Below are 25,350 nucleotides of genomic sequence, written 5' to 3' on the forward strand. Positions count from 1 at the left end.
TTAGTCTTTTAAGTATTAGTAAACGTAGCACAATACTTCACCACCAACTTTCTCTGCTTTCGCTTGCTTTCCTGTCATTACTCCGTGAGAAGTAGAAACAATAGCAATTCCAAGACCATTAAGGATTCTTGGGATCTCAGTTGATCCGGCATATTTACGTAAACCAGGTTTACTTATTCTTTGAATTTTCTTAATTACAGGCTCTTTTGTTAGTTTATCGTACTTAAGAGCGATCTTGATAGTTCCCTGAGCGGTATTATCTTCGAATTTGTAACTAAGAATGTATCCTTGATCGAATAATATCTTAGTGATCTCTTTTTTAACATTGGAAGCAGGAATCTCCACTACTCTGTGGTTTGCTGCATTTGCATTCCTGATTCTTGTTAAGTAATCTGCAATAGGATCTGTATTCATTTATCTTTATTTGCGGATGTGGTTTTCACCCGATCTTCACCGGGAGAACCTTCATCCAATTTATAATTTTACCAGCTTGCTTTCTTAACCCCTGGGATAAGACCTTGGTTAGCCATTTCTCTGAACATTACACGAGAAACACCAAATTGTCTCATATATCCTTTAGGTCTACCGGTTAATTTACATCTGTTATGCAAACGAACTGGAGAAGAGTTCTTTGGCAGTTTTTGTAATGCTTCGTAATCACCAGCTTCTTTAAGCGCAGCTCTTTTCTCAGCATACTTCTTTACCAATTTCTGTCTTTTTACCTCACGGGCTTTCATTGATTCTTTAGCCATAATTAGTTCTTTTTAAAAGGTAATCCTAGTTCGGTTAACAATGCTTTTGCTTCCTTATCGGTTTCAGCAGTCGTAACGAAAGTGATATCCATACCAGCGATTCTGTTCACTGCATCAATATCGATCTCAGGGAAAATGATCTGCTCAGTGATCCCTAAGTTATAGTTACCTCTACCATCAAATCCGTTAGATTTGATACCGTTAAAATCACGTACACGCGGTAAAGCGGTAGTAATCAATCTATCTAAGAATTCATACATTCTATATCCACGTAAAGTAACTTTAGCACCAATTGGCATTCCTTTACGCAGCTTAAACGATGCAACATCCTTCTTGGAAATAGTAGCAACGGCCTTCTGACCACTAATAGCTGTTAGTTCGTCGATAGCATGGTCGATAAGTTTCTTATCGGCTACTGCTCCACCAACTCCACGGCTAATTACTATTTTCGTAAGTTTTGGCACCTCCATTACATTGGAGTAGCTGAATTCTTCCTTAAGAGCACTTTTTACTCTCTCGTTATATTCCTGTCTAAGTCTTGGTACGTATGCCATAACTAAATTACTTCATTAGATTTTTTAGAAAATCTTACTTTCTTCCCATCCTCTTCTTTGTATCCTACTCTGGTAGTCTTACCGTTCTTGTCGATAAGAGCCAGGTTAGAAACATGGATAGGAGCTTCCTTCTCTTTAATTCCACCCTGTGGATTAGAAGCGCTAGGCTTCTCATGCTTAGAGATCATGTTGATCCCTTCCACGATGGCTTTATTCTTGTCACGAAGTACTTTCTGCACTTTACCTTCCTGACCTTTGTGGTCTCCGGCAATTACGCGAACAGTATCTCCTGATTTTATCTTAAGCTTTGTCATTTTCTTAATGTATTAAAGCACTTCTGGTGCCAATGATACAATTTTCATGAATTGCTTATCACGAAGTTCACGAGCTACAGGGCCAAATACACGGGTACCGCGCATCTCTCCCTGAGGGCCTAATAACACACAAGCGTTATCATCAAAACGAATATAAGATCCGTCTGGTCTGCGAACTTCTTTCTTGGTACGAACAACAACTGCTGTTGAAACTGCACCCTTTTTGATATTTCCGTTAGGTGTAGCTTCTTTTACACTGACAACTATTTTGTCTCCAACAGATGCGTATCTTTTCTTTGTACCTCCTAATACACGGATGGCTAAAACTTCTTTAGCTCCGGTATTATCTGCTACTTTTAGTCTGGACTCTTGTTGTACCATGATTATTTAGCTCTTTCAATTATTTCTACTAGTCTCCAAGTCTTGGATTTACTTAAAGGTCTTGTCTCCATGATCTTTACAGTATCTCCTTCGTTGCAGTCGTTATTTTCGTCGTGTGCTACGTATTTTTTCGTTTTCAAAACGAATTTTCCATACATAGGATGTTTTACTTTTTTCACTTCAGAAACCACGATAGATTTCTGCATTTTGTTACTTGTAACAACTCCTACACGCTCTTTTCTTAAATTTCTTTTTTCCATCTTTCAGCAGAATAACAATTATTGTTGTTCTCTTTTAGTTAACTCTGTAGCTAGTCTCGCCACGTCTCTTCTTACAGTTCTTAACTGTATCGGATTTTCCAAAGGCGAAACAGCGTGAGCCATTTTTAAATCTGAATAAGCTTTACGAGACTTACCAAGCTCTTCTTGCAATTCTGCAACAGACAATTCTTTTACTTCTGATTGTTTCATAATTCCAATATTATTCTTGATAATCTCTAGCTACAACAAATTTCGTTCTCACAGGAAGTTTCTGAGCCGCAAGACGCAATGCCTCTTTAGCCACATCCATTGGTACACCACCAATTTCAAACATGATTCTTCCTGGCTTCACTACAGCTGCCCAATACTCAACGGCACCTTTACCTTTACCCATACGTACTTCAAGAGGCTTTTTAGTGATAGGCTTATCTGGGAAAATTTTGATCCAGATAGATCCTTCTCTCTTCATATAACGGGTAGCGGCGATACGCGCTGCTTCTATTTGACGTGCAGTAACAAAACTGGAATCCATAGATTTGATCCCAAAAGTACCGTTAGAAAGTCTATGCCCTCTTTGAGACATACCCTTCATACGGCCTTTTTGTTGCTTACGGTATTTAGTTCTTTTAGGTTGTAACATTTTTTCTTTCCTTTAAAAAATTACTTTCTACGACGTGATTTGTTTCCACCTCGTCCGGCACCGGATTTCTTACCTTGGTTCTTTGCAAGGCCAACTAGAGGCGAAAGCTCTCTTTTTCCGTATACCTCACCTTTCATGATCCATACTTTAACACCCAGTCTACCATAAGTAGTGTGTGCTTCAACTAAAGCATAGTCAATATCAGCCCTAAAAGTTGACAATGGAATTCTTCCATCCTTGTATGATTCTGAACGTGCCATTTCAGCACCGTTTAGACGACCAGAGATCTCAATCTTGATCCCTTCGGCGTTCATTCTCATTGCAGCCGCGATAGCCATCTTGATTGCACGACGGTAAGAGATACGATTCTCAATTTGTCTAGCAACACTTGCCGCTACTAAATGTGCATCAAGTTCTGGCCTCTTAATCTCAAAGATGTTAATTTGAACTTCCTTGTCGGTAATCTTTTTAAGCTCTTCCTTAAGCTTGTCTACCTCCTGACCGCCTTTCCCGATAATGATACCAGGTCTTGCAGTGGTGATAGTAACGGTTACAAGCTTAAGCGTGCGCTCGATGATTACACGCGATACACTCGCTTTAGAAAGACGAGCATGGATATACTTTCTAATCTTATCGTCTTCGGCTAATTTGTCGCCGTAGTCATTACCTCCGTACCAGTTGGATTCCCAACCTCTAATGATACCAAGGCGATTTCCGATTGGATTTGTTTTTTGTCCCATACTATCTCTTAGCTTTGTGTATTATTGTTTGCTCCAAGCACTAATGTAACGTGATTGGATCTCTTTCTAATTCGGTGTGCACGACCCTGTGGAGCTGGACGAAGTCTTTTCAACATACTTCCTCCGTCTACACGAATCTCTTTCACAAATAATTCAGCTTCTTCAAGATTTGCATCTTCGTTCTTAGCCTGCCAGTTAGCGATCGCTGAAAGCAAAAGCTTTTCCAGACGAGCTGAAGATTCCTTCTTGCTGAATTTTAGAATATGAAGCGCTTTTTCTACTTTCTCACCTCTTACAAGATCCGCCATAAGGCGCATCTTTCTAGGCGAAGTAGGGCAGTTATTTAACTTTGCAAAAGCTACCTGTTTCTTGGCTTCTTTTATTTGCTCTGCTCTTTCTCTTTTACGAACTCCCATAGCTTCAATTATTTTCTACCTTTATTTTTCGCACCAGCGTGTCCTCTGAAAGAACGTGTTGGTGAAAATTCTCCTAGTTTATGACCTACCATGTTCTCAGTTACATAAACAGGAACAAATTGCTTCCCGTTATGTACGGCGATAGTTTGCCCTACGAAATCTGGAGTAATCATAGAAGCTCTAGACCAGGTTTTGATCACGGCTTTCTTTCCAGACTCTACATTCTGAGCCACTTTTTGTTCCAATTTGTAATGAACGAAAGGTCCTTTTTTTAATGAACGTGCCATATCTTATTATTTCTTTCTAGTCTTTCTTCGTTCTACAATATATCTATTACTCGCTTTTGTTCTTGAGCGGGTCTTGAATCCTTTTGCAGGAAGACCTTTCCTAGAACGTGGGTGACCTCCTGAAGCTCTACCTTCACCACCACCCATTGGGTGATCGATTGGGTTCATCGCTACTGGTCTAGTTCTTGGTCTGATACCTAACCAGCGTTTTCTACCGGCTTTACCAGAGATCATTAGCTGGTGGTCACTGTTAGAAACAGCTCCTATCGTTGCCATACACAAAGCAAGAACTCTACGGATCTCACCAGAAGGCAATTTGATAGTTGCATACTTTCCTTCTCTTGCCAATAACTGAGCAAAAGCTCCGGCGCTACGTGCCATTACAGCACCCTGTCCAGGTCTTAGCTCGATACAAGAAATCACAGTACCAAGAGGAATGTTTGCCAATGGCATGGCATTCCCTATTTCAGGAGAAGCCGCTTCATTAGATGAAACGATATTTTGTCCTACCTGAAGCCCATTTTGAGCAATAATATACCTTTTCTCACCGTCTTGATAGTTCAATAATGCGATAAAGGCCGTTCTGTTTGGATCGTATTCTATAGACGCAACTGTAGCAGGAATTCCCTGCTTATCACGTTTAAAATCGATAACTCGGTAACGTCTTTTGTGACCACCACCTTTGTAGCGCATGGTCATTTTACCCTGACTGTTTCTACCACCTGATTTTTTTATCGGCGCCAATAGGCTTTTCTCCGGCTTATCAGTAGTAATGGCGTCATACCCATTAACTACTCTAAAACGCTGACCAGGTGTAATTGGTTTTAATTTTCTAACTGACATTGTTTAATCTTAGAGATTACTGTATAAATCAATTGTTTCACCTTCCGCCACCTGTACTATTGCTTTTTTGTAAGCATTAGTTTTACCAGTGATCATTCCAGATTTTGTATATCTGGTTTTACGATCTGGGCGGACATTCATAGTTCGAACTTTAGTAACAGACACGCCATAAGCAGATTCGATCGCGTCTTTGATCTGAATCTTATTTGCCTTGTTACTTACCACAAAAGTGAAGCGATTATTCATCTCGCTATCTGCGGTAGCTTTTTCTGTAATAACAGGTTTTATCAAGATGCTCATAACGGTTTATTAACTTAATTTCGACTCAATTCCTTCCAAAGAACCTTCTAAAAAGACAATATTTTTCGCATTCAGAATTTTGTAAGTACTTAATTCTGAGCTACTTATCACTTCAGAGGCCTTTAAATTGCGCGACGACAAATATACGTTTTTATTTGAGTCACCCAATACTATTAGAGATTTTTTCGATTCAATCCCCAGAGCCTGAAGAACTTCGATGAAATTCTTGGTCTTTGGAGTATCAAAAGAAAAATCTTCTACTACCATAATTGCTTTATCATTTGCCTTCATTGAAAGCGCAGATTTTCTAGCAAGACGCTTAAGGTTTTTATTCAATTTAAAACCATAGTTTCTTGGTCTAGGACCAAAAACACGTCCACCTCCTTTAAAGATAGGAGACTTGATACTACCTGCTCTCGCGGTACCAGTACCTTTTTGCTTCTTAATCTTACGAGTAGAACCCGCAATCTCTGCTCTTTCTTTTGCTTTATGAGTACCCTGACGTTGGTTAGCAAGATATTGCTTAACATCTAGATAAACAGCGTGCTCATTAGGCTCTATAGCGAAAACAGAATCAGAAAGCTTCGCTTTTCTGCCTGTTTCTTTTCCTTTTATATCTAAAACTGCTACTTCCATTACTTACTAATGATTACGTATGAGTTTTTGTGTCCTGGCACACATCCTTTTACTACTAAAAGGTTCTTATCTGCCACAACCTTCAAAACTTTAAGGTTTTCAACTTTTACTCTCTCACCGCCCATTCTTCCGGCCATCTTCATTCCCTTGAATACTCTCGCAGGATAAGAAGCTGCACCAATGGAACCGGGAGCTCTTAATCTGTTGTGCTGACCGTGAGTGGCCTGTCCAACTCCTCCAAATCCGTGTCTCTTAACAACACCCTGGAAACCTTTACCTTTAGATGTACCTGCGATGTCCACAAATTCACCTTCTTTGAAATGGTCCACAGTGACAGAGTCACCTAATTTGTAATCTTCATTATAACCCTGGAACTCAACGACCTTACGTTTTGCAACGGTTCCTGCTTTTTTAGCATGCCCTTCAGCAGCTTTATTTACAGTCTTCTTGTCATCGAAACCAAGTTGAAGTGCTTCATACCCGTCAACCTCTTTGGTTCTGACTTGGGTAACCACGCATGGCCCAGCTTCGATCACGGTACAAGGGATGTTTTTCCCGTTCTCGTCGAAGATGCTGGTCATACCGATCTTTTTTCCTATTAACCCAGACATATTTAATTAATTATTAATTGTTTACTTATTTAAAAAACTTAGGGCTGAAAAACACACTTCAGCCCTGAATTGTATCTTTCACCGTTTTTCCTTTGCGAAACGCGCCGGACATGTTAACCGCGCACCGTGGTGCGCGGAACTGTTTTATCACACTTTGATCTCTACTTCTACTCCACTTGGTAATTCAAGCTTCATCAACGCATCGATCGTCTTTGAAGAAGAGCTATAGATATCAAGCAATCTCTTGTAAGAGCTTAACTCGAACTGCTCTCTGGACTTCTTGTTCACGTGAGGTGAACGAAGAACAGTAAAGATTTTCTTATTTGTTGGTAACGGAATTGGTCCGGTAACAACAGCTCCCGTAGTCTTTACGGTTTTTACGATTTTCTCAGCAGACTTGTCTACCAGGTTATGATCGTAAGATTTTAGTTTTATTCTGATTTTTTGACTCATTTCCTTAAGATTATTCGTTTGCTGCTCCTTTAGCTGCTTTGATCACTTCTTCAGAAATATTAGAAGGAGTTTCAGCATAGTGAGAGAATTCCATAGTTGAAGTTGCTCTACCAGATGAAAGTGTTCTTAACGTAGTCACGTAACCGAACATTTCAGAAAGTGGCACTTCAGCTTTGATTACCTTCGCCCCAGATCTGTCTGACATGTTGTTTACCTGACCTCTTCTTCTGTTAAGGTCACCAACAATATCACCCATGTTTTCCTCTGGAGTTACTACTTCTACCTTCATGATTGGCTCAAGGATAACTGCACCTGCTTTTTTAGCAGCTTCTTTATATCCCATTTTGGCAGCCAATTCGAAAGAAAGTTGATCAGAATCCACAGGGTGGAAAGATCCATCCTTAAGAACAACCTTAAGGCTATCCATTGTAAATCCTGCAAGAGGACCATTCTTCATAGCCTCTTCAAATCCTTTCTGTACAGAAGGAACAAATTCTTTAGGAATACGTCCACCTTTAATCTCATCTACGAACTGAAGACCAGCACCTTCGAAATCTTCATCCACAGGTCCCATTTCAAAGATGATATCAGCAAACTTACCACGACCACCAGACTGTTTCTTATAAACCTCTCTGTGATCTGCGTTTCTTCTTACTGCTTCTTTATACTCTACCTGAGGCTCACCAACGTTAACCTCTACCTTGAACTCACGCTTCATACGATCGATAATGATCTCCAGGTGAAGCTCACCCATACCAGAGATAATCGTCTGACCTGAATTTTCATCAGTTTTAACAGTAAAAGTTGGATCCTCTTCAGCTAGTTTACCAAGCGCCATTCCCATTTTCTCAACATCAGCCTTAGTTTTAGGCTCAACAGCAATACCGATTACCGGTGCCGGGAAAGACATAGATTCAAGAACGATAGGGTGTTTAAGATCTGTAAGAGTATCACCCGTTTTAATATCCTTAAATCCAACAGCAGCTCCAATATCTCCAGCCTCGATCTTATCGATTGGCTCTTGCTTATTAGAGTGCATCTGGTAAATTCTTGAAATACGCTCTTTCTTACCGGAACGAACGTTCAATACATAAGAACCAGCCTCAAGAGTACCTGAATAAGAACGGAAGAACGCTAAACGTCCTACGAAAGGATCGGTAGCAATTTTAAATGCAAGCGCAGAAAATGGAGAATCCACATTTGGCTTACGACTTTCTTCTTCTCCTGTTTCAGGATTAGTACCTACGATCGCATCAACATCTACCGGAGATGGAAGGTAACGCATTACAGCGTCAAGCATAGCCTGAACACCTTTATTCTTAAATGCAGAACCACACATCATCGGGATGATGCTCATATCTATAGTAGCAGCTCTTAAGGCAGCGATGATCTCATCTTCAGTAATAGAAGATTCATCTTCGAAGAATTTCTCCATCAAAGCTTCATCATATTCTGCAACCGCTTCTACTAATTCTGCACGGTATTTATTTACATCGTCTTCTAATTCAGCAGGAATATCGATAGTCTCATAGGTCATCCCGTGATCTTCATCGTTCCAGATGATTGCTTTCTTAGAAATTAGATCTACCACACCTTTGAAGTCGATCTCATCACCGATTGGAACCTGAAGAGGTACCGGGTTACCACCAAGCATTTCTTTTACCTGACGACATACGTTGAAGAAATCTGCTCCCTGACGGTCCATTTTATTAACGAAACCTAGACGCGGAACTCTATATTTATCTGCCTGTCTCCAAACAGTTTCAGACTGAGGCTCAACCCCGTCTACTGCAGAGAACAATGCAACCACACCATCAAGAACACGTAAAGAACGCTCCACCTCTACGGTAAAGTCAACGTGTCCAGGTGTATCAATAATATTTACGGTGTACTCGTGATCCCTATAAGGCCAAGTACAGTGAGTAGCGGCAGAGGTAATGGTAATCCCACGCTCCTGCTCCTGCTCCATCCAGTCCATAGTAGCAGCACCATCGTGAACTTCACCAATTTTGTGACTGATACCTGTATAATATAGGATACGCTCAGTTGTTGTGGTTTTACCCGCATCAATGTGAGCTGCAATTCCGATATTTCTAGTAAATTTTAAATCTCTTTGTGCCATGTTGTTTTAGAATCTAAAGTGAGAGAATGCTTTGTTAGCTTCAGCCATTTTATGAGTATCTACACGTTTCTTAACTGCAGCACCTTCTTCTTTGGCAGCAGCAAGAACTTCAGCAGCTAGTTTAGCAGCCATAGACTTCTCATTTCTCTTTCTTGAGAAGCTAATAAGCCACTTCATAGCAGTAGACACCTTACGGTCTGGTCTTATCTGCATCGGGATTTGGAATGTTGCACCCCCAACACGTCTACTTCTCACTTCTACGTGAGGCATAACGTTAGAAAGAGCATCTTTCCAGATCTCTAATCCAGATTTCTCTTCGTCTTGTTTCTTTTCTTCTACAATTGCAATCGCATCGTAGAAAATTTTAAAGGCAACCGATTTCTTACCATCCCACATCATCATGTTCACAAAACGTGTCACAAGCTGATCGTTAAATTTTGGATCTGGTAAAAGAGGTCTTTTTTTCGCCTGTCTTTTTCTCATTTCTTTACATTAAAAGTTTTTAATTACTTCTTAGGGCGTTTTGCTCCGTATTTAGATCTACGCTGAGTTCTACCTTCAACACCGGCAGTATCTAGCGCACCACGAACAATGTGGTATCTAACACCAGGCAAATCTTTTACCCTTCCACCTCTAACCAATACTATCGAGTGCTCTTGTAGATTGTGTCCTTCTCCCGGAATGTAAGCGTTCACCTCTTTTCCGTTAGTCAACCTAACCCTTGCTACTTTTCTCATAGCCGAGTTTGGTTTCTTAGGAGTTGTAGTGTACACACGTGTACAAACACCTCTCCTTTGAGGGCACGAATCCAAAGCAGCCGATTTACTCTTCTTGGTTATTTTGGCTCTTCCTTTTCGTACTAATTGTGAAATTGTTGGCATAATTTCCTATACACTAATTATTAATAAAATTTACTCCCCTATTTTTAAGGGTCTGCAAAGGTAGAAATAAAAAAATATTATTCAAACATTCAATCATTTATTTTTCAGCAGGATAAAGAGACAAGAAATGAAAATTTTTAAATGAGATAATTTATATTACAAAATGACCAGCAACTAAAAAACAATAGCTAGTCATATATATAAAAGGACATTCTGCAAATTTTCACATATCTAACTCATAAAATTTCATCAAAACACCTAGGAAGCCTTCAGAACCGGAACACAAGACTTAAACCTTTCTTAACATTTTATTAAACTATCCACCTAATTTTAAAAACAAAAACTTGTTTTATTAAGCATTTATTGCCACATTTGGCGACGGCTAATTCAAACAAATTTAAAAATGAAAACAAAGTTTAGTAGTATTTTGACGCTATTACTGGCGTTCGTGGTGCAAATAGCTTTTGCACAACAACAAACGGTGACCGGTACGGTGACAGACGAGGATGGTCTGCCGCTGCCAGGGGTTAACGTTTTAATTAAGGGGACCTCTACAGGTACTCAAACAGACTTTGATGGTAATTATTCCATTGAAGCGGAAATGGGAGATGTTATTGTTTTCTCTTTCGTAGGTCTTGAAACTGCGGAATACACAGTAGGAAACAACAATAACATTGATGCTGTATTGAAGGCTGACTCTGCGCAACTTGATGAAGTTGTTGTTACGGCCCTTGGTATTTCACGTGACAAGAAGTCTCTTGGTTATGCGACTCAGGAAGTAGACGGATCACAGGTTAACACGGCCAAAGAAGGTAACTTCGTTAACTCTCTATCTGGTAAGATTTCTGGTCTTGATATTAAAAAGAGTTCTTCTATCGGTGGTTCTACCAACGTAATTATTCGTGGTTATTCCTCTATTACAGGAAACAACCAGGCTCTATTCGTTATTGATGGTGTGCCGGTAAACAACTCTACTTTCAACACATCTGATCAAAGTACTGGTGGTGACGGTTACGATTATGGTAACGCTGCTTCAGACATCAACCCAGATGACATCGAAAGCGTAAACGTACTTAAAGGTGCTGCTGCAACCGCTCTTTACGGTTCTCGTGCAGCGAACGGTGCGATTATCATTACAACTAAAGATGGTTCTAAAAGCAAAGGTCTTGGTGTTACAATCAATACTACAGTGAATGTAGGTAACTACGACCCAGACACTTTCGCTAAATTCCAGGATGAATATGGTGCTGGATATGGTCCTTACTACGGTAATGGTCCAGGAGATGGTTTCCTTTCAGGAGACATTAACGGAGACGGAGATGCAGACCTTGTAGTTCCAACTACAGAAGATGCTTCTTACGGTAGTAGATTTGATCCTAACCTTTTAGTATATGGATGGGAGTCTTTCTACCCAGAATTAGATTCTTACCAACAGCCAACTCCATGGGTAGCCGGTGAGAACGATCCTTCTTATATTTTCCAAACCTCTTACACAGATATCGAGAACGTATCTTTAACAAGCGGTGGCGAGAGTGGATCTACCAGACTTAGTTATACAAGATTTAACCAAACTGGTATCCTTCCTAATTCACAGATTTCAAGACACACACTTGATTTCTCAGGTACACTTCAGTTAAGTGACAAGCTTTCTGCATCTGCAAAGGCGATCTACACTAAGAACGCTGGTCTTGGTAGATATGGAACTGGTTATGATGCTGAAAACTTAATGACAAACTTCCGTCAGTGGTGGGCAGTTAATACTGACCTTAAAGCACAGAGAGATGCTTATTTCGCTACTGGAAGAAACATCACATGGAACCCATTTGGATCTACAAACACAGCTCCAATTTATTGGGATAACCCATATTTTACTCGTTACGAAAACTATAACAACGACGAGAGAAACAGATTATTTGGTTACGCTACTTTAAGCTATGAATTTACTGACTGGTTTGACGTACGTGGACGTGTATCTGTTGATACTTACGACCAGATTCGTGAGGAAAGAAACAATATTGGAAGTGTTGACCTTCCTGAGTACTACAGAAGAAACATCAACTTCACAGAATACAACTACGACCTTTTCTTAAACTTCGATGAAGATTTCGGAAACTTTGGTCTTAATTCAACTCTTGGTGCTAACTACAGACAAACGAAATTAAACTCGATTGCTGCAAACACCAACGGTGGACTAGTATTTGAAGGACTTTATACCCTAAGTAATTCTGCTAACCCTATTAACTTCCCTAATGAAGATCAATACGACATTAGAGTATTAGGTTTATTCGGAACTCTTAGTTTAGATTATGATGATACTTTCTTCTTAGAAGGATCTTTAAGACGTGATACTTTCTCGACTCTTGCAGATGGACAAAACTCGTTCAACTACCCTGCGATTTCATCGAGTATTATCTTCTCTAACCTTTTTGAAAGCTCAGCCCTTACTTACGGTAAGTTAAGAGCGGGTTATGGTGAAGTAGGTAACGGTGCAGCTGCTTACCAGTTACAGAACACATTTAACTCTGTAGCAGGATTTAACGGAGTACCATTATACTCAAATCCATCTACCGCCAACAACCCTAACTTAACTGAAGAGCGTACAAGCGAACTTGAACTTGGTCTTGAGACTACCTGGTTCAACAGCCGTTTAGGATTTGATGTTTCTGTTTATAAAAAGGAAACTGACAACCTGATTACTCCAGTACAGGTATCTAGTGCAACTGGATTCTTCTATAAAGTTGTAAACTCTGGTGTTGTAGAAAACAGAGGTCTTGAGATCAGTGCTTTTGGTTCACCAATCAAAACTGATAATTTCGAGTGGAAAATCAATACTAACTTCTCTACTTACGAGAGTGAAGTAACCGAGCTTTTCGGTGATACTGAGAACCTTCTTGTAAACTCTTTCTTTGGTGTAACTCTTAACGCTACCCTTGGAGAGCCTTACGGAATCATTAAAGGTACAGATTACCAATACGTAAATGGTGAGAGACTTGTACTTGAAAACGGTCTTTATGCTAAGACTGCTTCAAGACAGGAAATCCTTGGAGATATCAACCCAGACTGGAAAGCTGGTGTTCAGAACTCTTTTAGCTACAAGAACTGGGATTTCAGTTTCCTAATCGACATCCAAGAAGGTGGTAGCGTATTTACTGGTGACCTTTACTTTGGAATGGCTACTGGTATCTACCCAGAAACTGCAGGTCTTAACGACTTAGGTAACCCTAAGAGAAATCCTGTGACTGACGGTCCAGATAGTGGTGGTATCATTCTTGATGGTGTTCAGGCAGATGGATCTGTTAACGATGTAAGAGCTGATATGTCTACTTACGCGAACCCACTTGGTAGATATGGTAATGCACCAGATGCTCAATTCGTATATGATGCTTCTTACGTAAAACTAAGAGAGGCAACTCTATCTTATTCTCTTCCTTCTAAAACTGTAGAAAACCTTCCTTTCACGGGAGTTAAGTTTACTGCAACAGGAAGAAACCTTTGGATAATTGACAAAGACCTACCTTACGCTGACCCAGAAGATTCTTTTGGAGCAGGTAACGTTCAAGGTTTCCAGATTGGTGCTTACCCAACTGTTAGAGAGTATGGACTGAACGTACAATTACAATTCTAAAAAAATATATAATGAAAAAGTTTTTATTATTTAGTTTAATGATCGGCTTCACTCTTACGAGTTGTACAGAGGACATTACCGATTATAACGTGGACCCTAAGAGTCCAACTCAGGTAACACCAGATGTTACCTTCACAAACGCTGAAAAGAACTTAGGAGACCTTATGACAGAGATGTCTGTAGGTAGAAACCTAATGAAAGTTTGGACTCAGCACTGGACAGAGACTACTTATAACGATGAGGCTAACTACGACATTATTGGTCGTGACCCATCTGCCGGTTTCTGGACAAGAATTTACAACAACGTTTTACAGGATCTTAAGTCTTCAAGAGAGGCTATTGCAAAAGATCAGTTTACAAACGAAGCTGTAAAGGCTAATCAATTAGCGATTATCGATGTTATTGAAGTTTATGCATACCAAGTATTGGTAGACCTTAACGGTGATGTACCTTACAGCGAAGCTTTAAATGTTGTAGATAACATCAACCCTGCATACGATGATGCATTCACTATCTATCAGGACCTTATCGCTAGAGTATCTGCAGATATTGAAACTCTTTCAAATGGAGGTGCCTCTTGGGGAGCTGCCGATATCTATTACGGTGGTGATACAGCTAAATGGGCAAAGTTCGCTGCTTCTCTTAAACTTAAGTTAGGTATGAGATTAGCAGATTTCGATGAGTCCCTTGCATCTACTACAGTAAGCGAGGCTTATGAAGCTGGTGTTATGACTTCTCAGGACGATAGCGCTATTATCCAGTATGAGGCATCTGCTCCAAATACGAATCCTATCTACAACCTGTTCGAATTGAACACGAGATATGCTGATTACGTAGCTGGTAAAACTTCTGTAGATTACCTTCTTTCTGTGAACGATCCTCGTATCGACGATTTCTTCACAACTACCGAAGATGGTGAGTATATTGGAGGTCCTATTGGAGCTAATAACTCTTACGCGAACTTCTCTCACGTAGCAGACTACATTGGATTTGATCCTACTTACCCTGGATCTATCTACCAGTACTACGAAGTTGAGTTTTTCCTAGCTGAGGCTATCGAAAGAGGTTTCATCGCTGGTGATGCTCAGGAGCACTACGAAGCTGCTGTAACTTCCAATATCCTTTACTACAGAGGTACTGAAGAAGAAGCAGAAGCTTACCTTGCTCAGCCAGAGATCGCATATGACTCTGCTAACTGGGAAGAATTGATCGGAACTCAGAAATGGGTTGCTCTTTTCAACCGTGGATTCGAAGGATGGACTGAATACAGAAGATTGGATTACCCAGATTTCCTTGTGAACTCTGCACTAACCGATCTTCCAGTTCCAACAAGAGTATTCTACCCACTTGATGAGGAAGCATTGAATGGTGCAAACTACAATGCTGCCGTACAGAACATCGGTGGAACAGATGATCTTTACACAAGAATCTTCTGGGATGTTGAGTAATTTCAACCGAATGTGATATACCAAAAACCACCCTTAACCGGGTGGTTTTTTTATTTCCAATAATATAGGCAAGGGAACTATTAAATATTAAATTTGCCATCATGGAACAAGCAACAAGAATATTTGGGATTCGAGCCGTAATAGAGGCAATAGAAAGCGGTAAGTCTATAGAAAAGGTTTTTATTCAAAAAGGACTATCGGGACCCTTGTTCCAGGAACTCAACAGGCATATTAATAAGGCAAATATTACTGCTTCCTATGTTCCGGTAGAAAAACTGAACAAGCTTAGTAAAGGCAACCACCAGGGAGTTGTTGCGAACATTTCACCTATAGCTTTTGTAAGCCTGGAAACACTGGTAGAAGATTCCCAGAAACTGTCGACCCCTCCCCTATTTTTACTTCTTGACGGGTTGACCGATGTGCGCAACCTTGGCGCTATCATTAGGACAGCCGAATGTTGTGGGGTGACCGGTATAATAATTCCTGAAAAAGGATCAGCACCAATTAACGCCGATGCCATCAAGACCTCGGCAGGAGCTGCATTTAAAATCCCAATTTGCAGAGTTAATCATATAAAAGACGCACTTTTTCACCTTCAGACCTACGACATTAAATTAGTTGCGGCCACTGAAAAAACCGACAACACCATTTACGACCTAGACCTTAAAAAACCTGTAGCCATTATCATGGGTAACGAAGAAAAAGGAGTATCTCCTTCCATTCTAAAGTTGGTGGACCACAAGGCTAAACTCCCTATGCTTGGTAGCATAGCTTCCCTAAATGTATCTGTAGCCTGCGGAGCTTTCCTTTACGAAGTGGTTCGACAAAGACTATAATTTGACTTCCCAGGGAATCCCCTGCCCTCAAAAAAGCTTTAAAAGAATAGAAGCAAACCGGATTTTTTGCAATATTTTCCTACAATTCTGATTATCAGGTTTTTAAAGTCAAAAATGCAGTTAGCTTAATAATTACGACCCACGCCAAGAATAACTAGGTATTTCACATCAAATTCATAGTTATTCAAATCATTTATTAACTTTTTTAACGATACCAAGGTTATTGCTTAACGTTTTTTTCACAATTTTATATGATAATCGTAATTCATATAGTTATGAAAAAAAAATTACCTCGTATTTTAATTTTATTGTTTTTGTTCGTAGGCCAGGGAATCTTTGGTCAGACACAGACAATCACAGGTACTGTTACCGATGAAGCAGGTCTTCCGCTTCCAGGTGTGAATGTTTTCATTAAAAACTCCACCACCGGTACGCAAACAGATTTTGACGGCCTTTACTCAATTCCCGCCAACCCGGGAGACATTCTAGTTTTCTCTTTCGTAGGTAAGGAAACTCAGGAAGTTACAGTAGGCGCTGAGAACAAGATCGATGTTAACATGGGTGAGGACTCGGCCGAACTCGAAGAGGTTGTTATTACCGCGCAGGGAATTCGCGCGAAACCAAGATCTCTAAGTTACGCTTTGGAATCGGTTGAGGCCGATGATGTTCAAAAATCAAGGGAGACCAACCTGGTCTCTGCCCTAAGCTCTAAAGCCTCAGGTGTACAGGTAACCTCGTCCTCAGGTTCTGTAGGTGCTTCTGCAAACATTCGTGTACGTGGTAACACCTCTATCACCAGGTCTAACTCTCCACTTTTCGTGGTAGACGGGGTTCCTATCGACAATTCCTCTTTCTCTGAAGATCCCACACAAACCAATAACAACTCAAGTCTCGGAGGCAGTGACTTTTCCAACCGGGCTATTGATATTAACTCAAACGATATTGCTTCTATCTCTATTTTAAAAGGTATTGCCGCACAAACCCTGTACGGTCTTCGTGCAGCCAATGGGGTTGTTTTAATTACCACCAAAAAAGGTAAGGCCGGCAAGACCAGGTTCAGCCTTAATTCAACCACTTCGTTTGCTGAATACAATAAAGTACCAGATCTTCAAAAGGAATATTCCCAGGGCGGCTATATTACCGACCTTGAAAGAATAGTCTATAGAGGCCCTGAAACCGGTGAAGGAGATTCCTGGGGACCTCCGATCGCCGATCTGGAATTTGATGGAGCCACAGATTACCCATTCGACAGAAATGGCCGTTTGGTACCCGCAGGAACCGGAAACGGGATGCCAGCAAGGGCATACAATAATTACGACTTTTTTAAAACAGGCCAAACCCAGGACATAAGTCTTGGCATCAGTGGAGGTTCTGAAAAAATAAATTATCGAGCATCAATTGGTAAATTGAAACAAGGCGGTATTTCTCCTAACGAAGAATTCGAACGTAAAACTTTCAGAGTAGATCTAAGAGCAGACCTCACAGATAAACTTCAGTTAGATGCTTCTGGCCAGTACACCAATTCAGGTGGAAACCGGGTACAGAGAGGTTCAAATATTTCTGGTGTTATGCTCGGGCTTCTTCGAAACACCCCAACTTTCGACATGGGTAATGGAAAATCTGGCCAGGCAGCTGCCAACGACCCGGATACTTATTTTTACAATATTCCAGGAGAAGAATTACCGGGCCAGAGAAGTTATCGCGACGGTATCTATAACAGCCCCTATTTCGCAGTTGCCAGAAACATTAACCTGGATGACGTGAACAGGACTATAGGTAAAATGGGGTTAAATTATGCTATTACAGAATGGTTAAGTTTCAAGGCTTCTGGTTCCATAGACCGGTATACAGATACCAGAAAGATTGGATTTGATGTGATAGATGCTTCCTTCGGAAACGGAAGGGTGATCAACGATGTCATCTCCAATCAAGATGTAAACTGGAGCGGTATCTTCAACATCCTGTACAACTTTAATGAAAAGGTAGGACTGGACCTGAACGTGGGTTATGATGGTTACTATAATAAGACCAACCGCCAAACTGTAATAGGCGACGGCATGACCATTCCCGGATTTTTCAATTTATCGAATGTAAGCACCACACAGGCCCAGGAACTTTCAACCAGAAGGGAACTTATAGGGGTTTTTGCTACAGCAACCCTGAGTTTCGGAAATACAGTATTCTTAACTCCTTCCTTTAGAAATGACTGGTCCTCTACCCTTCCGGTTGGAGACAATACCTTCCAGTCTTACTCCATTGGTAGTAGCTTCGTGTTTACTGAGCTGATGGATAATGACAGTTTTCTTAATTACGGAAAATTAAGGGCTGCCTGGGGACAGGCGGGTAACGACGCACCAGTTTACGCCACTATTACAAACTTTGGTGGCACCTCGGTGAGTGGTGACGGATTTATTCAAAGCGTAACCTTTCCGGCATACGACGCAACTTCTTTTGAAAGATCTTCTCGTGCAGGTAACCCTGCATTGACTCCGGAAAAAACTACCGAATTCGAAGTTGGTATAGAACTTTCAATGTTCGATAGCCGATTAAAGTTCGATTTCGCTTACTACGACAAGGAAACCGAAGACCAGATCATTTTTGTGGACGCTGCTCCATCTTCCGGTTTTATAGACAGGTATGATAATGTTGGTCTGGTTACCAACAGCGGGTACGAAGTATCTCTTGGTGGCTCCCCGGTAAAGACTGAAAATTTTGAATGGAACATCAGCGCCAACTGGACCACCTATGAGAACGTAGTAGAAGAGCTGGTAGAAGGCGTGGAGTCGGTAACCTTGAATGGTTTTTCCGGCACTAGTTCCAGGGCCGTGGTAGGTGAATCTTATGGAGCCATTTTCGGAGCAAGGTATGCCAGGAATGACGCTGGTCAAATATTAATAGATGAAGAAGGTTATCCATTACTTGCCGCTGAGGACGGGGTTATTGGAGACCCGATCCCAGACTGGCTTGGTGGTATTAGCAACCAGTTTCAGTATAAGAACATAGGTCTATCCTTCTTGATAGATATCAGGCAAGGTGGCGACGTATGGTGCGGTACCTGTGGGATATTAGATTATTTTGGAGTTTCTGAAGAAACCCTGCTAAGGGACCAGTCCACCGTATTCGAGGGAGTGGTGGCAGCTACAGGAGAACCTAACACACGGGTTGTCCCCTACTCAGACCCCACCAGAAGTGAAAATAACAACTACTGGAGAAGATATGGGTTCGGTGATGTAGATGAAGGCAACGTTTATGATGCCTCATGGATTCGATTAAGGGAGGTTACCCTTACTTACAGCCTTCCCGAAAAGTTCTTTGAAAACAGCTTTATAGACGGGCTAAGCTTTTCGGTCTTTGGCAGGAATCTATGGCTAGAGACAGATTACCCCGGTGTAGACCCCGAAACCAACCTTACAGGAGATAGTAACGGGCTGGGGCTGGACTATTTTAACCAGCCGAACACCAAGAGTTACGGATTAAACGTTCAATTAAATTTTTAAGAAGATATGAAAACTATAAAAATATTAATCTGGATATTACTAATCGGTATTTCTGTTTCTTGCGAAATCACAGATGCGAATATCGATCCAGATAACCCATCAGGCGATTTGGTAAATGCAGGTGCGATTTACCCCGGTATGATCGCCCAAACACACAGGAATTCCGTTGCACTCGGGGGAAGAATTGCCGGAATCCTTATTCAGCATTTTGACGGCCTGGATGCCCAGCAGCTTCAATACGATCAATATAATATTGGTGAAAGTGATTCAGATGACCTTTGGGATTTCGGGCTTTACGGAGCCGGTTCTTTGAAAGATGCATATGTGATTATAAATAACAATGAAGGAGAGATAAGCGCGCTGGCCAAATTGTATATGGCTGCCAACCTGGGAGTGGCCACGAGTGCCTGGGGAGATATCCCTTATTCTGATGCCTTTGTGGGCGACCAGGGAAATCTAAACCCAACTTATGACACCCAGGAATCTATTTACGGAGAAATCCAGAATTTATTATCTGAAGCCATAGATGAAGGGGTAGCTTCGGGGATTGGTGCCTTTGCAGGTGCAGGCTCAGCCAGCAACGTGAACTGGGAAGGCGTGGCACATGCACTTAAGGCAAGATATTACCTGCATCTTACCTCAAGAAACGGAACCACTGCCGCTCAGAATGCGCTAACCGAAATTCAGCAGGCATTTACCAGTACTGCCCAGCAGCCTGATTTTATCTATAGCACCCCGGCGCAAAATGCCAATCCGTTATACCTGTTTGATAATGACAGGCCAAGCACTTTAGGAATTTCAGAAGTACTTGTTGATAATATGGATGCCAATAATGACCCAAGATTAAGCTTCTATACCAGTGACGGTGAAAAATTCGCCGCGGTAGCCGGCCTTTTCTGGGGGCAACCTGAAAGTCCCACTCCATTGATCTCTTACTGGGAGGTCAAGTTCATTGAAGCCGAGGCCCTGGTGAGGACAGGAGGATCTGATGCAGATGCCTTAGCAGCACTTAAGGAAGCGGTTCGTGCAAATATGAGTTACATAGGAGTAGATTCCGGGGAGGTTTCAGCTTATGTAGACGGAATAAGTCTATCAGGATCTGAAGAAAATAAGATCCAGGATATTATTTACGAGAAATGGGTAGCACTCTATGGGAATGCTCCTTTAGAGGCTTGGGTAGATTACAGGCGAACCGGTTATCCAGATCTGGAACCAAGTCCAGATGCCGTACCAAGCTTTAATCCTTCAGGGATCATCCCACGAAGATTCCTGTATCCTATTTCTGAACGCCAGGCCAATTTGGAGAATTATGAAGCAGCCATACAAGCGCAAGGAGGGCATTTATTAGATGATGACATTTGGGCCTTCCCAACCAATTAAAAATTAGCTTTAAATGAAAACAACCACCCGGGGAGGGTGGTTGTTTATTTGAAATAGGCCCTACTGTTTTTTCGGATTTTCTTTATAGGTATAATTATAATTAGGTTCTTCAGGATCATCTTCCACCTCATCCTCAGGTAATTTCTCGATGAAATTTCCATTCTCATCAAAATGTCTCATAAAAGGATCGTCCTCTTCAGAATAATCTGGTTGTTGCCAGTGATATTTTGGAGGTTCAGCAATATTTCTTCGGAAGATCAGGGAAAGAGCAAAACCGCTTATCATTCCAGATAAATGCCCCTCCCAGGAAATTGAGGGATCAATAGGGGTAACATACCAAACCATTCCGCCGTAAATGAAAACTACTATAAGCGATAAAGCTACCAGCCGGTAGTATTTGGAAAATATTCCTTTAAAGAAAAGAAAGGAAGCAAGAACGTAGATGATACCGCTGGCTCCAATATGGTTCGAGGGCCTCCCTATAAGCCAGGTGAGCAGTCCTGAGGCCAGTAAGCCAATCAATAAGACCTTCCAGCTTATTGGACGGTAAAAATAAAACAGGGCCAGCGATAATATAAATAATGGAATGGTGTTATTAAATAAATGTTCAATGTCTGAATGTATAAAAGGTGAAAACAGTATCCCTCGCAGGCCGATGACCTCGCCGGGCCTGACCCCATAAGAATTAAGACTTACCCCAAAGCGCACTTCTACCCAGAATACGATCCAGATAAGCAACACAAATAACAAGGGGTAACCAATGGTTCCGCTAGTAAAAACAAAAGGGTTAGATGCTTTCAAATTTTCTTCAATTTTAATTAATATTACAAAAAAGCATCCAAACTATATTGGATGTAATTATGTCATATAAAAAATAGCTATGAATCAACCGCTTGCCGAAAGACTTCGCCCAAAAACCCTCGATGACTATCTTAGTCAGTCGCATTTAATTGGGGAAAATGGAGCCTTAAGGCAACAGATCAAACAAGGAATTATCCCCTCCATGATATTCTGGGGGCCACCGGGAGTTGGTAAAACCACTCTCGCCAATATCATCGCCTCAGAATCTGAACGACCATTTTTCACTCTCAGCGCTATAAGCAGTGGAGTCAAGGATGTTCGCGAGGTAATAGACAAAGCCAAGAAGAGTGAAGGTCTTTTCACTACCAAAAGCCCGATCCTGTTCATAGACGAGATCCATAGATTCAGCAAATCACAACAAGACTCATTACTGGGAGCTGTGGAAAAGGGCTGGGTAACCCTGATAGGCGCTACTACCGAAAACCCGAGTTTCGAGGTTATTTCAGCATTGCTTTCCCGGTGTCAGGTCTATATCCTGAAACCATTCACAAAGGATGATCTTATTGCATTACTTCACCGGGCGATGAAGCAGGACAAAGTGATCGCTGCCAAAAATGTAAAATTAAAGGAAACGGAAGCCTTACTGCGTTTAAGCGGTGGGGATGCCAGGAAATTGCTGAACATTTTTGAATTGCTGGTAACATCAGAAGAAAAGAATGTTGAGATCACCAATGAGCTCGTACTTTCCAAGGTACAGCAAAATACCGTACTCTACGACAAGACCGGAGAACAGCATTATGATATCATTTCAGCCTTTATAAAATCTATACGAGGCAGTGATCCTAATGCAGCAGTTTACTGGCTGGCCAGGATGATCGAGGGAGGCGAGGATGTAAAATTCATAGCCAGAAGACTACTCATTCTTGCAAGCGAAGATATTGGAAACGCAAATCCAACAGCTTTGGTGATCGCCAATAATTCGTTCCAGGCGGTGAATACCATTGGTTACCCCGAAGCCAGGATCATTCTAAGCCAGTGCGTGACCTACCTTGCCACGTCCCCAAAAAGCAATGCTTCTTATATGGCAATTAATGAAGCGCAAAGACTGGTGAAAAAAACCGGGAATCTTTCGGTGCCGCTTTCAATTAGAAATGCTCCAACTAAACTTATGAAAGATATTGGGTACGGAAAAGACTATAAATATGCGCATAACCACGCCGGCAATTTTGTAGAGGCAGAATTCATGCCTGAGGAAATAAAGAACACCACTTTATATCAACCGGGAAATAACCAGCGGGAAAATGCCCAGCGAGAATTCCTGAGAAAACGCTGGAAAAACAAATATGACTATTAATTATTCAGTTTGTAGGTAAGGCTTATTTTCTTGTTTTCTTTTCGGCTGAAGTATTCCACGATCAGGTTCTTCTCAGCATCAAAATAAGCCACTCCCTGGTTGGTAAGGGAATTATATATAAAGTTATCTCCAGAATCTGTTTCTATAAGGATCGCGATGGGTTCTGCAGACCCAAGCTGGTACAAACCGTAACCCTGTTCTGCTGTCTTCAGCTCATACTCTTTTCCAGAAAAGCTATAGGTTGAATTTTCTGAAGTTTCAGAAGCTTTGACCTCAGCGATCGAATCCTTGGAGATTGGTTTTGTTTCAGCAGCAGGAGCAGCTGTTACTCCAAGCCTTACCGAAGCTGTTTCACCAGTTTTGGCTGCGGTCCCCGGCTGCTTTGCATCATACTGGTATTCCATCTCTTCAATAGAAGTAAAAGCATCACGCAATGCCTCCTGGTAACTGGCCTTAAAATCCTTTTCGCGACTTCTTCCTTCCTGCGAGGTAAAGACCACATTTCCCTGGCAATCTTCCAATTGAATAACGAGTTTGGTGACGAATAAACCGGAATTATTCAGGAGCTTGGTCCTTAGGCCGAGGCAAGGATCTGTGTTAAGGTCCTGGGGTTTATTCTCCCCTACCATCAAAGTATTATAGCCATTCTTTTCAAAAAGAAATTTTGTTAAGGCATTCAATTGGTATTGGTTCACTTCTCCCAGAAATTCATAGGTTTCAGGAATAATTATGTATTTATAATCATTTAGTTCCTGAGCAGAAGTCATTAAAATTGTTCCGAACAGAAAAATTGCGCTTATAAGTTTTCTCATAGGTCTTTAAATATAAATTGTAATCCCAGCTGCAGGGATGCTGTATTAGCTTTGGCCAAATTCGTATAGCCAATAATATCATTTGCTGCAAGATAGAAATTAAAATTCTTTAAGCGTGTAGACATCATAAGTCCGAATTTGGTCAGGGTATACTCATCTGCGCCGTAGGCCACCCTAAAACGGAAATTATCGGTGACTTTACGATCATAATAAGCCGTTACTCCGTAGGTTGGCCCTTTTGGGCGGTTCACTCCTGAAAATATCATCCCGAAAAGATTCATAAAGCGAGGCTTTTTACTAATAAGGTAATCACAGGGCAAAATGGATTTCCCAGTCCCGAACTGGAAGGAAGCATTGAATTTAAGAGGTCTCCAGGTCGTATAAGTATTATTAGTGGTTTCATCCTGAAGATTCTGATCCAGTTTTTCCTCAAAAACATCCCAATACGGAATAGTTGCCTCGTTTTCATCTAATTCAGGAAATAAGGGTTCAAGCCCGTCGGTTTGAAAAGAACCAAAATAATTGTAATTCTCAACATCCTTTTGATGGAACATCAAACCTAAATCCTGTATGGCAGCATTCACCGAGAACTGTTCGGTAACCCGGTAATTAAAACCAAGATCAACTCCCAGACCTACATTCTGCCCAAAGAAGGACCGGCTTAATAATTCTGCCACGGCTTTATCGACGGTCATGCCTTCCTCCTCCTTTAAAGAAGCGTAGCCTGAAGTATTTACTCTAACGTTCAAACCGCTGACCTCGTGACGGTAAAAATTGGGGCCTCCCGGCGTCTCTACCGTCCTAAAAACTCCTTCATTACTGGTACTTTCGGCATTAAAAATACCCGAATAAAGCTTGAACCTACCGCCTACGGTTAATTGGTTATCAACCTTGTAATTGAGCCCGGCGTGATATACGGTAAGCACCTCACCGGCGAAATTAACATCTGAAAATCTAAAATCCTGACCTATATAACTTGCATTTCCTTCGAAAGCCAGTACCGCCGGGTCTTTCGGGAAATAGGCGAAAATATCCAGTTCCTGATAGATGCCTGTGGAAAAGTAGAGCCTGTCACTCATCTTCCACCCCAGTGACAATACTTCGAGCTGTTCGTTCACCGAAAAGAAATCTCCTGAAGTGATATCTCTCATGATATTCCGCACCCGGTCGTTCACATCTCCATCGTTATCTGCAAAAACATCGTAGGCCGTAACCCCTGAAGAACCTGCGAAAAGATGAATCTGGGAAAAGAAAGGAACACCTATATGTCTGGTGAAATCTATTCGTGCGCCTGGGTTTTGAAGAAGTGCCTGCGGCAGATCATCAACATTATATAGCAATGGTCTGTTCTGGCTCAACCCCTTGAAGAAAGAAATTAGCAACACAAGTAAGAATATCTTCCGCATA

28 protein-coding genes are annotated in these 25,350 nt (G+C 41.3%); 6 read left to right on the forward strand and 22 right to left on the reverse strand.

What is annotated here, in order from left to right; translation table 11 throughout:
- Positions 1-15 precede the first annotated feature (15 nt).
- The 19 genes from rpsH to rpsL all read right to left on the reverse strand — a co-directional run bounded on the left by rpsH (position 16) and on the right by rpsL (position 10,190).
- Complete coding sequence (rpsH, locus tag FLP08_RS03675; protein WP_156274139.1) at positions 16-414, reverse strand: 30S ribosomal protein S8; 399 nt, start codon at positions 412-414, stop codon at positions 16-18.
- Positions 415-482: 68 nt separating this feature from the next.
- Positions 483-752 carry a 30S ribosomal protein S14 gene (gene rpsN, locus FLP08_RS03680; RefSeq protein WP_156274141.1) on the reverse strand — a complete coding sequence of 90 codons (270 nt, stop codon included), beginning with the start codon at positions 750-752 and terminating at the stop codon, positions 483-485.
- A gap of 2 nt (positions 753-754) precedes the next feature.
- A complete protein-coding gene (gene rplE / locus FLP08_RS03685; protein ID WP_156274143.1) occupies positions 755-1,306 on the reverse strand; it encodes a 50S ribosomal protein L5 in 552 nt (183 codons plus the stop codon).
- Between the two features lie 2 nt (positions 1,307-1,308).
- Positions 1,309-1,620, reverse strand: coding sequence for a 50S ribosomal protein L24 (gene rplX, locus FLP08_RS03690; RefSeq protein ID WP_156274145.1), 312 nt, complete (start codon positions 1,618-1,620; stop codon positions 1,309-1,311).
- 12 nt (positions 1,621-1,632) lie between these two features.
- A complete protein-coding gene (gene rplN, locus FLP08_RS03695) occupies positions 1,633-2,001 on the reverse strand; it encodes a 50S ribosomal protein L14 (RefSeq protein WP_026915155.1) in 369 nt (122 codons plus the stop codon).
- Between the two features lie 2 nt (positions 2,002-2,003).
- The gene (rpsQ, locus tag FLP08_RS03700) at positions 2,004-2,261 is read right to left on the reverse strand and encodes a 30S ribosomal protein S17 (RefSeq protein ID WP_011710687.1); all 258 of its coding nucleotides are present in this window, start codon (positions 2,259-2,261) and stop codon (positions 2,004-2,006) included.
- An 18-nt stretch (positions 2,262-2,279) separates the two neighbouring features.
- Positions 2,280-2,471, reverse strand: a complete 192-nt coding sequence (gene rpmC, locus FLP08_RS03705) for a 50S ribosomal protein L29 (RefSeq protein WP_011710688.1) — start codon at positions 2,469-2,471, stop codon at positions 2,280-2,282.
- 10 nt (positions 2,472-2,481) lie between these two features.
- Positions 2,482-2,901, reverse strand: coding sequence for a 50S ribosomal protein L16 (gene rplP / locus FLP08_RS03710; protein ID WP_156274147.1), 420 nt, complete (start codon positions 2,899-2,901; stop codon positions 2,482-2,484).
- A gap of 20 nt (positions 2,902-2,921) precedes the next feature.
- Positions 2,922-3,641 (reverse strand): 30S ribosomal protein S3, encoded by a 720-nt coding sequence (gene rpsC / locus FLP08_RS03715; RefSeq protein WP_083643381.1) that lies wholly within the window; start codon positions 3,639-3,641, stop codon positions 2,922-2,924.
- Between the two features lie 8 nt (positions 3,642-3,649).
- Positions 3,650-4,057, reverse strand: coding sequence for a 50S ribosomal protein L22 (gene rplV / locus FLP08_RS03720; RefSeq protein WP_156274149.1), 408 nt, complete (start codon positions 4,055-4,057; stop codon positions 3,650-3,652).
- A gap of 8 nt (positions 4,058-4,065) precedes the next feature.
- On the reverse strand, positions 4,066-4,344 hold the full coding sequence (rpsS, locus tag FLP08_RS03725) for a 30S ribosomal protein S19 (protein WP_011710692.1): 279 nt from the start codon (positions 4,342-4,344) through the stop codon (positions 4,066-4,068).
- Positions 4,345-4,350: 6 nt separating this feature from the next.
- Positions 4,351-5,187 carry a 50S ribosomal protein L2 gene (gene rplB, locus FLP08_RS03730; RefSeq protein ID WP_156274151.1) on the reverse strand — a complete coding sequence of 279 codons (837 nt, stop codon included), beginning with the start codon at positions 5,185-5,187 and terminating at the stop codon, positions 4,351-4,353.
- A gap of 9 nt (positions 5,188-5,196) precedes the next feature.
- Complete coding sequence (gene rplW, locus FLP08_RS03735; protein WP_156274153.1) at positions 5,197-5,487, reverse strand: 50S ribosomal protein L23; 291 nt, start codon at positions 5,485-5,487, stop codon at positions 5,197-5,199.
- Positions 5,488-5,496: 9 nt separating this feature from the next.
- Positions 5,497-6,123, reverse strand: a complete 627-nt coding sequence (gene rplD, locus FLP08_RS03740) for a 50S ribosomal protein L4 (RefSeq protein ID WP_156274155.1) — start codon at positions 6,121-6,123, stop codon at positions 5,497-5,499.
- Complete coding sequence (gene rplC / locus FLP08_RS03745) at positions 6,123-6,734, reverse strand: 50S ribosomal protein L3 (protein WP_156274157.1); 612 nt, start codon at positions 6,732-6,734, stop codon at positions 6,123-6,125. Before rplC ends, rplD begins: the two co-directional genes overlap by 1 nt.
- Before the next feature lie 147 nt (positions 6,735-6,881).
- Positions 6,882-7,187 carry a 30S ribosomal protein S10 gene (gene rpsJ / locus FLP08_RS03750; RefSeq protein ID WP_010519396.1) on the reverse strand — a complete coding sequence of 102 codons (306 nt, stop codon included), beginning with the start codon at positions 7,185-7,187 and terminating at the stop codon, positions 6,882-6,884.
- 10 nt (positions 7,188-7,197) lie between these two features.
- On the reverse strand, positions 7,198-9,309 hold the full coding sequence (gene fusA / locus FLP08_RS03755; protein WP_156274159.1) for an elongation factor G: 2,112 nt from the start codon (positions 9,307-9,309) through the stop codon (positions 7,198-7,200).
- Between the two features lie 6 nt (positions 9,310-9,315).
- Complete coding sequence (gene rpsG, locus FLP08_RS03760; RefSeq protein ID WP_156274161.1) at positions 9,316-9,792, reverse strand: 30S ribosomal protein S7; 477 nt, start codon at positions 9,790-9,792, stop codon at positions 9,316-9,318.
- A 23-nt stretch (positions 9,793-9,815) separates the two neighbouring features.
- The gene (rpsL, locus tag FLP08_RS03765) at positions 9,816-10,190 is read right to left on the reverse strand and encodes a 30S ribosomal protein S12 (protein WP_010230128.1); all 375 of its coding nucleotides are present in this window, start codon (positions 10,188-10,190) and stop codon (positions 9,816-9,818) included.
- A 403-nt stretch (positions 10,191-10,593) separates the two neighbouring features.
- Here rpsL and FLP08_RS03770 point away from each other — a divergent pair, with 403 nt between their 5' ends.
- The 5 genes from FLP08_RS03770 (at position 10,594) to FLP08_RS03790 (ending at position 20,976) form a co-directional block, all read left to right on the forward strand.
- Complete coding sequence (locus FLP08_RS03770; RefSeq protein WP_156274163.1) at positions 10,594-13,815, forward strand: SusC/RagA family TonB-linked outer membrane protein; 3,222 nt, start codon at positions 10,594-10,596, stop codon at positions 13,813-13,815.
- Positions 13,816-13,826: 11 nt separating this feature from the next.
- Positions 13,827-15,263 (forward strand): SusD/RagB family nutrient-binding outer membrane lipoprotein, encoded by a 1,437-nt coding sequence (locus tag FLP08_RS03775; protein WP_156274165.1) that lies wholly within the window; start codon positions 13,827-13,829, stop codon positions 15,261-15,263.
- 101 nt (positions 15,264-15,364) lie between these two features.
- Positions 15,365-16,099, forward strand: a complete 735-nt coding sequence (gene rlmB / locus FLP08_RS03780) for a 23S rRNA (guanosine(2251)-2'-O)-methyltransferase RlmB (protein WP_156274167.1) — start codon at positions 15,365-15,367, stop codon at positions 16,097-16,099.
- Positions 16,100-16,374: 275 nt separating this feature from the next.
- The gene (locus FLP08_RS03785) at positions 16,375-19,596 is read left to right on the forward strand and encodes a SusC/RagA family TonB-linked outer membrane protein (protein ID WP_156274169.1); all 3,222 of its coding nucleotides are present in this window, start codon (positions 16,375-16,377) and stop codon (positions 19,594-19,596) included.
- A gap of 6 nt (positions 19,597-19,602) precedes the next feature.
- Complete coding sequence (locus tag FLP08_RS03790; protein WP_156274171.1) at positions 19,603-20,976, forward strand: SusD/RagB family nutrient-binding outer membrane lipoprotein; 1,374 nt, start codon at positions 19,603-19,605, stop codon at positions 20,974-20,976.
- Positions 20,977-21,036: 60 nt separating this feature from the next.
- Here FLP08_RS03790 and FLP08_RS03795 read toward each other — a convergent pair whose 3' ends face one another.
- Complete coding sequence (locus FLP08_RS03795) at positions 21,037-21,777, reverse strand: rhomboid family intramembrane serine protease (protein ID WP_156274173.1); 741 nt, start codon at positions 21,775-21,777, stop codon at positions 21,037-21,039.
- A gap of 79 nt (positions 21,778-21,856) precedes the next feature.
- Between FLP08_RS03795 and FLP08_RS03800 the strand changes: the two genes are divergently transcribed.
- The gene (locus FLP08_RS03800) at positions 21,857-23,131 is read left to right on the forward strand and encodes a replication-associated recombination protein A (RefSeq protein WP_156274175.1); all 1,275 of its coding nucleotides are present in this window, start codon (positions 21,857-21,859) and stop codon (positions 23,129-23,131) included.
- On the opposite strand, the gene FLP08_RS03805 is transcribed toward FLP08_RS03800, so the two are convergent.
- Together FLP08_RS03805 and FLP08_RS03810 are read right to left on the reverse strand one after the other, a co-directional pair.
- Complete coding sequence (locus FLP08_RS03805) at positions 23,128-23,943, reverse strand: hypothetical protein (RefSeq protein WP_156274177.1); 816 nt, start codon at positions 23,941-23,943, stop codon at positions 23,128-23,130. The genes FLP08_RS03800 and FLP08_RS03805 overlap by 4 nt on opposite strands.
- The gene (locus FLP08_RS03810) at positions 23,940-25,349 is read right to left on the reverse strand and encodes a DUF5723 family protein (protein WP_156274179.1); all 1,410 of its coding nucleotides are present in this window, start codon (positions 25,347-25,349) and stop codon (positions 23,940-23,942) included. The genes FLP08_RS03805 and FLP08_RS03810 overlap by 4 nt, the downstream gene beginning before the upstream one ends.
- Position 25,350: the final 1 nt, after the last annotated feature.

It is taken from the genome of Christiangramia aestuarii (assembly GCF_009735585.1).
Taxonomy (GTDB): Bacteria; Bacteroidota; Bacteroidia; order Flavobacteriales; family Flavobacteriaceae; genus Christiangramia; species Christiangramia aestuarii.

What these genes read in the sequence shown, in the direction of transcription:
- rpsL (WP_010230128.1), bottom strand. Translation starts at nt 10,190, where the DNA reads ATGCCAACAATTTCACAATTAGTACGAAAAGGAAGAGCCAAAATAACC.
- rpsC (WP_083643381.1), bottom strand. Translation starts at nt 3,641, where the DNA reads ATGGGACAAAAAACAAATCCAATCGGAAATCGCCTTGGTATCATTAGA.
- rpsG (WP_156274161.1), bottom strand. Translation starts at nt 9,792, where the DNA reads ATGAGAAAAAGACAGGCGAAAAAAAGACCTCTTTTACCAGATCCAAAA.
- rpsJ (WP_010519396.1), bottom strand. Translation starts at nt 7,187, where the DNA reads ATGAGTCAAAAAATCAGAATAAAACTAAAATCTTACGATCATAACCTG.
- rplB (WP_156274151.1), bottom strand. Translation starts at nt 5,187, where the DNA reads ATGTCAGTTAGAAAATTAAAACCAATTACACCTGGTCAGCGTTTTAGA.
- rplE (WP_156274143.1), bottom strand. Translation starts at nt 1,306, where the DNA reads ATGGCATACGTACCAAGACTTAGACAGGAATATAACGAGAGAGTAAAA.
- FLP08_RS03810 (WP_156274179.1), bottom strand. Translation starts at nt 25,349, where the DNA reads ATGCGGAAGATATTCTTACTTGTGTTGCTAATTTCTTTCTTCAAGGGG.
- rplX (WP_156274145.1), bottom strand. Translation starts at nt 1,620, where the DNA reads ATGACAAAGCTTAAGATAAAATCAGGAGATACTGTTCGCGTAATTGCC.
- rpsN (WP_156274141.1), bottom strand. Translation starts at nt 752, where the DNA reads ATGGCTAAAGAATCAATGAAAGCCCGTGAGGTAAAAAGACAGAAATTG.
- rplW (WP_156274153.1), bottom strand. Translation starts at nt 5,487, where the DNA reads ATGAGCATCTTGATAAAACCTGTTATTACAGAAAAAGCTACCGCAGAT.
- rplN (WP_026915155.1), bottom strand. Translation starts at nt 2,001, where the DNA reads ATGGTACAACAAGAGTCCAGACTAAAAGTAGCAGATAATACCGGAGCT.
- FLP08_RS03785 (WP_156274169.1), top strand. Translation starts at nt 16,375, where the DNA reads ATGAAAAAAAAATTACCTCGTATTTTAATTTTATTGTTTTTGTTCGTA.
- fusA (WP_156274159.1), bottom strand. Translation starts at nt 9,309, where the DNA reads ATGGCACAAAGAGATTTAAAATTTACTAGAAATATCGGAATTGCAGCT.
- rplP (WP_156274147.1), bottom strand. Translation starts at nt 2,901, where the DNA reads ATGTTACAACCTAAAAGAACTAAATACCGTAAGCAACAAAAAGGCCGT.
- rpsQ (WP_011710687.1), bottom strand. Translation starts at nt 2,261, where the DNA reads ATGGAAAAAAGAAATTTAAGAAAAGAGCGTGTAGGAGTTGTTACAAGT.
- rpsS (WP_011710692.1), bottom strand. Translation starts at nt 4,344, where the DNA reads ATGGCACGTTCATTAAAAAAAGGACCTTTCGTTCATTACAAATTGGAA.
- rpmC (WP_011710688.1), bottom strand. Translation starts at nt 2,471, where the DNA reads ATGAAACAATCAGAAGTAAAAGAATTGTCTGTTGCAGAATTGCAAGAA.
- FLP08_RS03805 (WP_156274177.1), bottom strand. Translation starts at nt 23,943, where the DNA reads ATGAGAAAACTTATAAGCGCAATTTTTCTGTTCGGAACAATTTTAATG.
- FLP08_RS03790 (WP_156274171.1), top strand. Translation starts at nt 19,603, where the DNA reads ATGAAAACTATAAAAATATTAATCTGGATATTACTAATCGGTATTTCT.
- FLP08_RS03775 (WP_156274165.1), top strand. Translation starts at nt 13,827, where the DNA reads ATGAAAAAGTTTTTATTATTTAGTTTAATGATCGGCTTCACTCTTACG.
- FLP08_RS03800 (WP_156274175.1), top strand. Translation starts at nt 21,857, where the DNA reads ATGAATCAACCGCTTGCCGAAAGACTTCGCCCAAAAACCCTCGATGAC.
- rplD (WP_156274155.1), bottom strand. Translation starts at nt 6,123, where the DNA reads ATGGAAGTAGCAGTTTTAGATATAAAAGGAAAAGAAACAGGCAGAAAA.
- FLP08_RS03770 (WP_156274163.1), top strand. Translation starts at nt 10,594, where the DNA reads ATGAAAACAAAGTTTAGTAGTATTTTGACGCTATTACTGGCGTTCGTG.
- rplV (WP_156274149.1), bottom strand. Translation starts at nt 4,057, where the DNA reads ATGGGAGTTCGTAAAAGAGAAAGAGCAGAGCAAATAAAAGAAGCCAAG.
- rpsH (WP_156274139.1), bottom strand. Translation starts at nt 414, where the DNA reads ATGAATACAGATCCTATTGCAGATTACTTAACAAGAATCAGGAATGCA.
- rlmB (WP_156274167.1), top strand. Translation starts at nt 15,365, where the DNA reads ATGGAACAAGCAACAAGAATATTTGGGATTCGAGCCGTAATAGAGGCA.
- rplC (WP_156274157.1), bottom strand. Translation starts at nt 6,734, where the DNA reads ATGTCTGGGTTAATAGGAAAAAAGATCGGTATGACCAGCATCTTCGAC.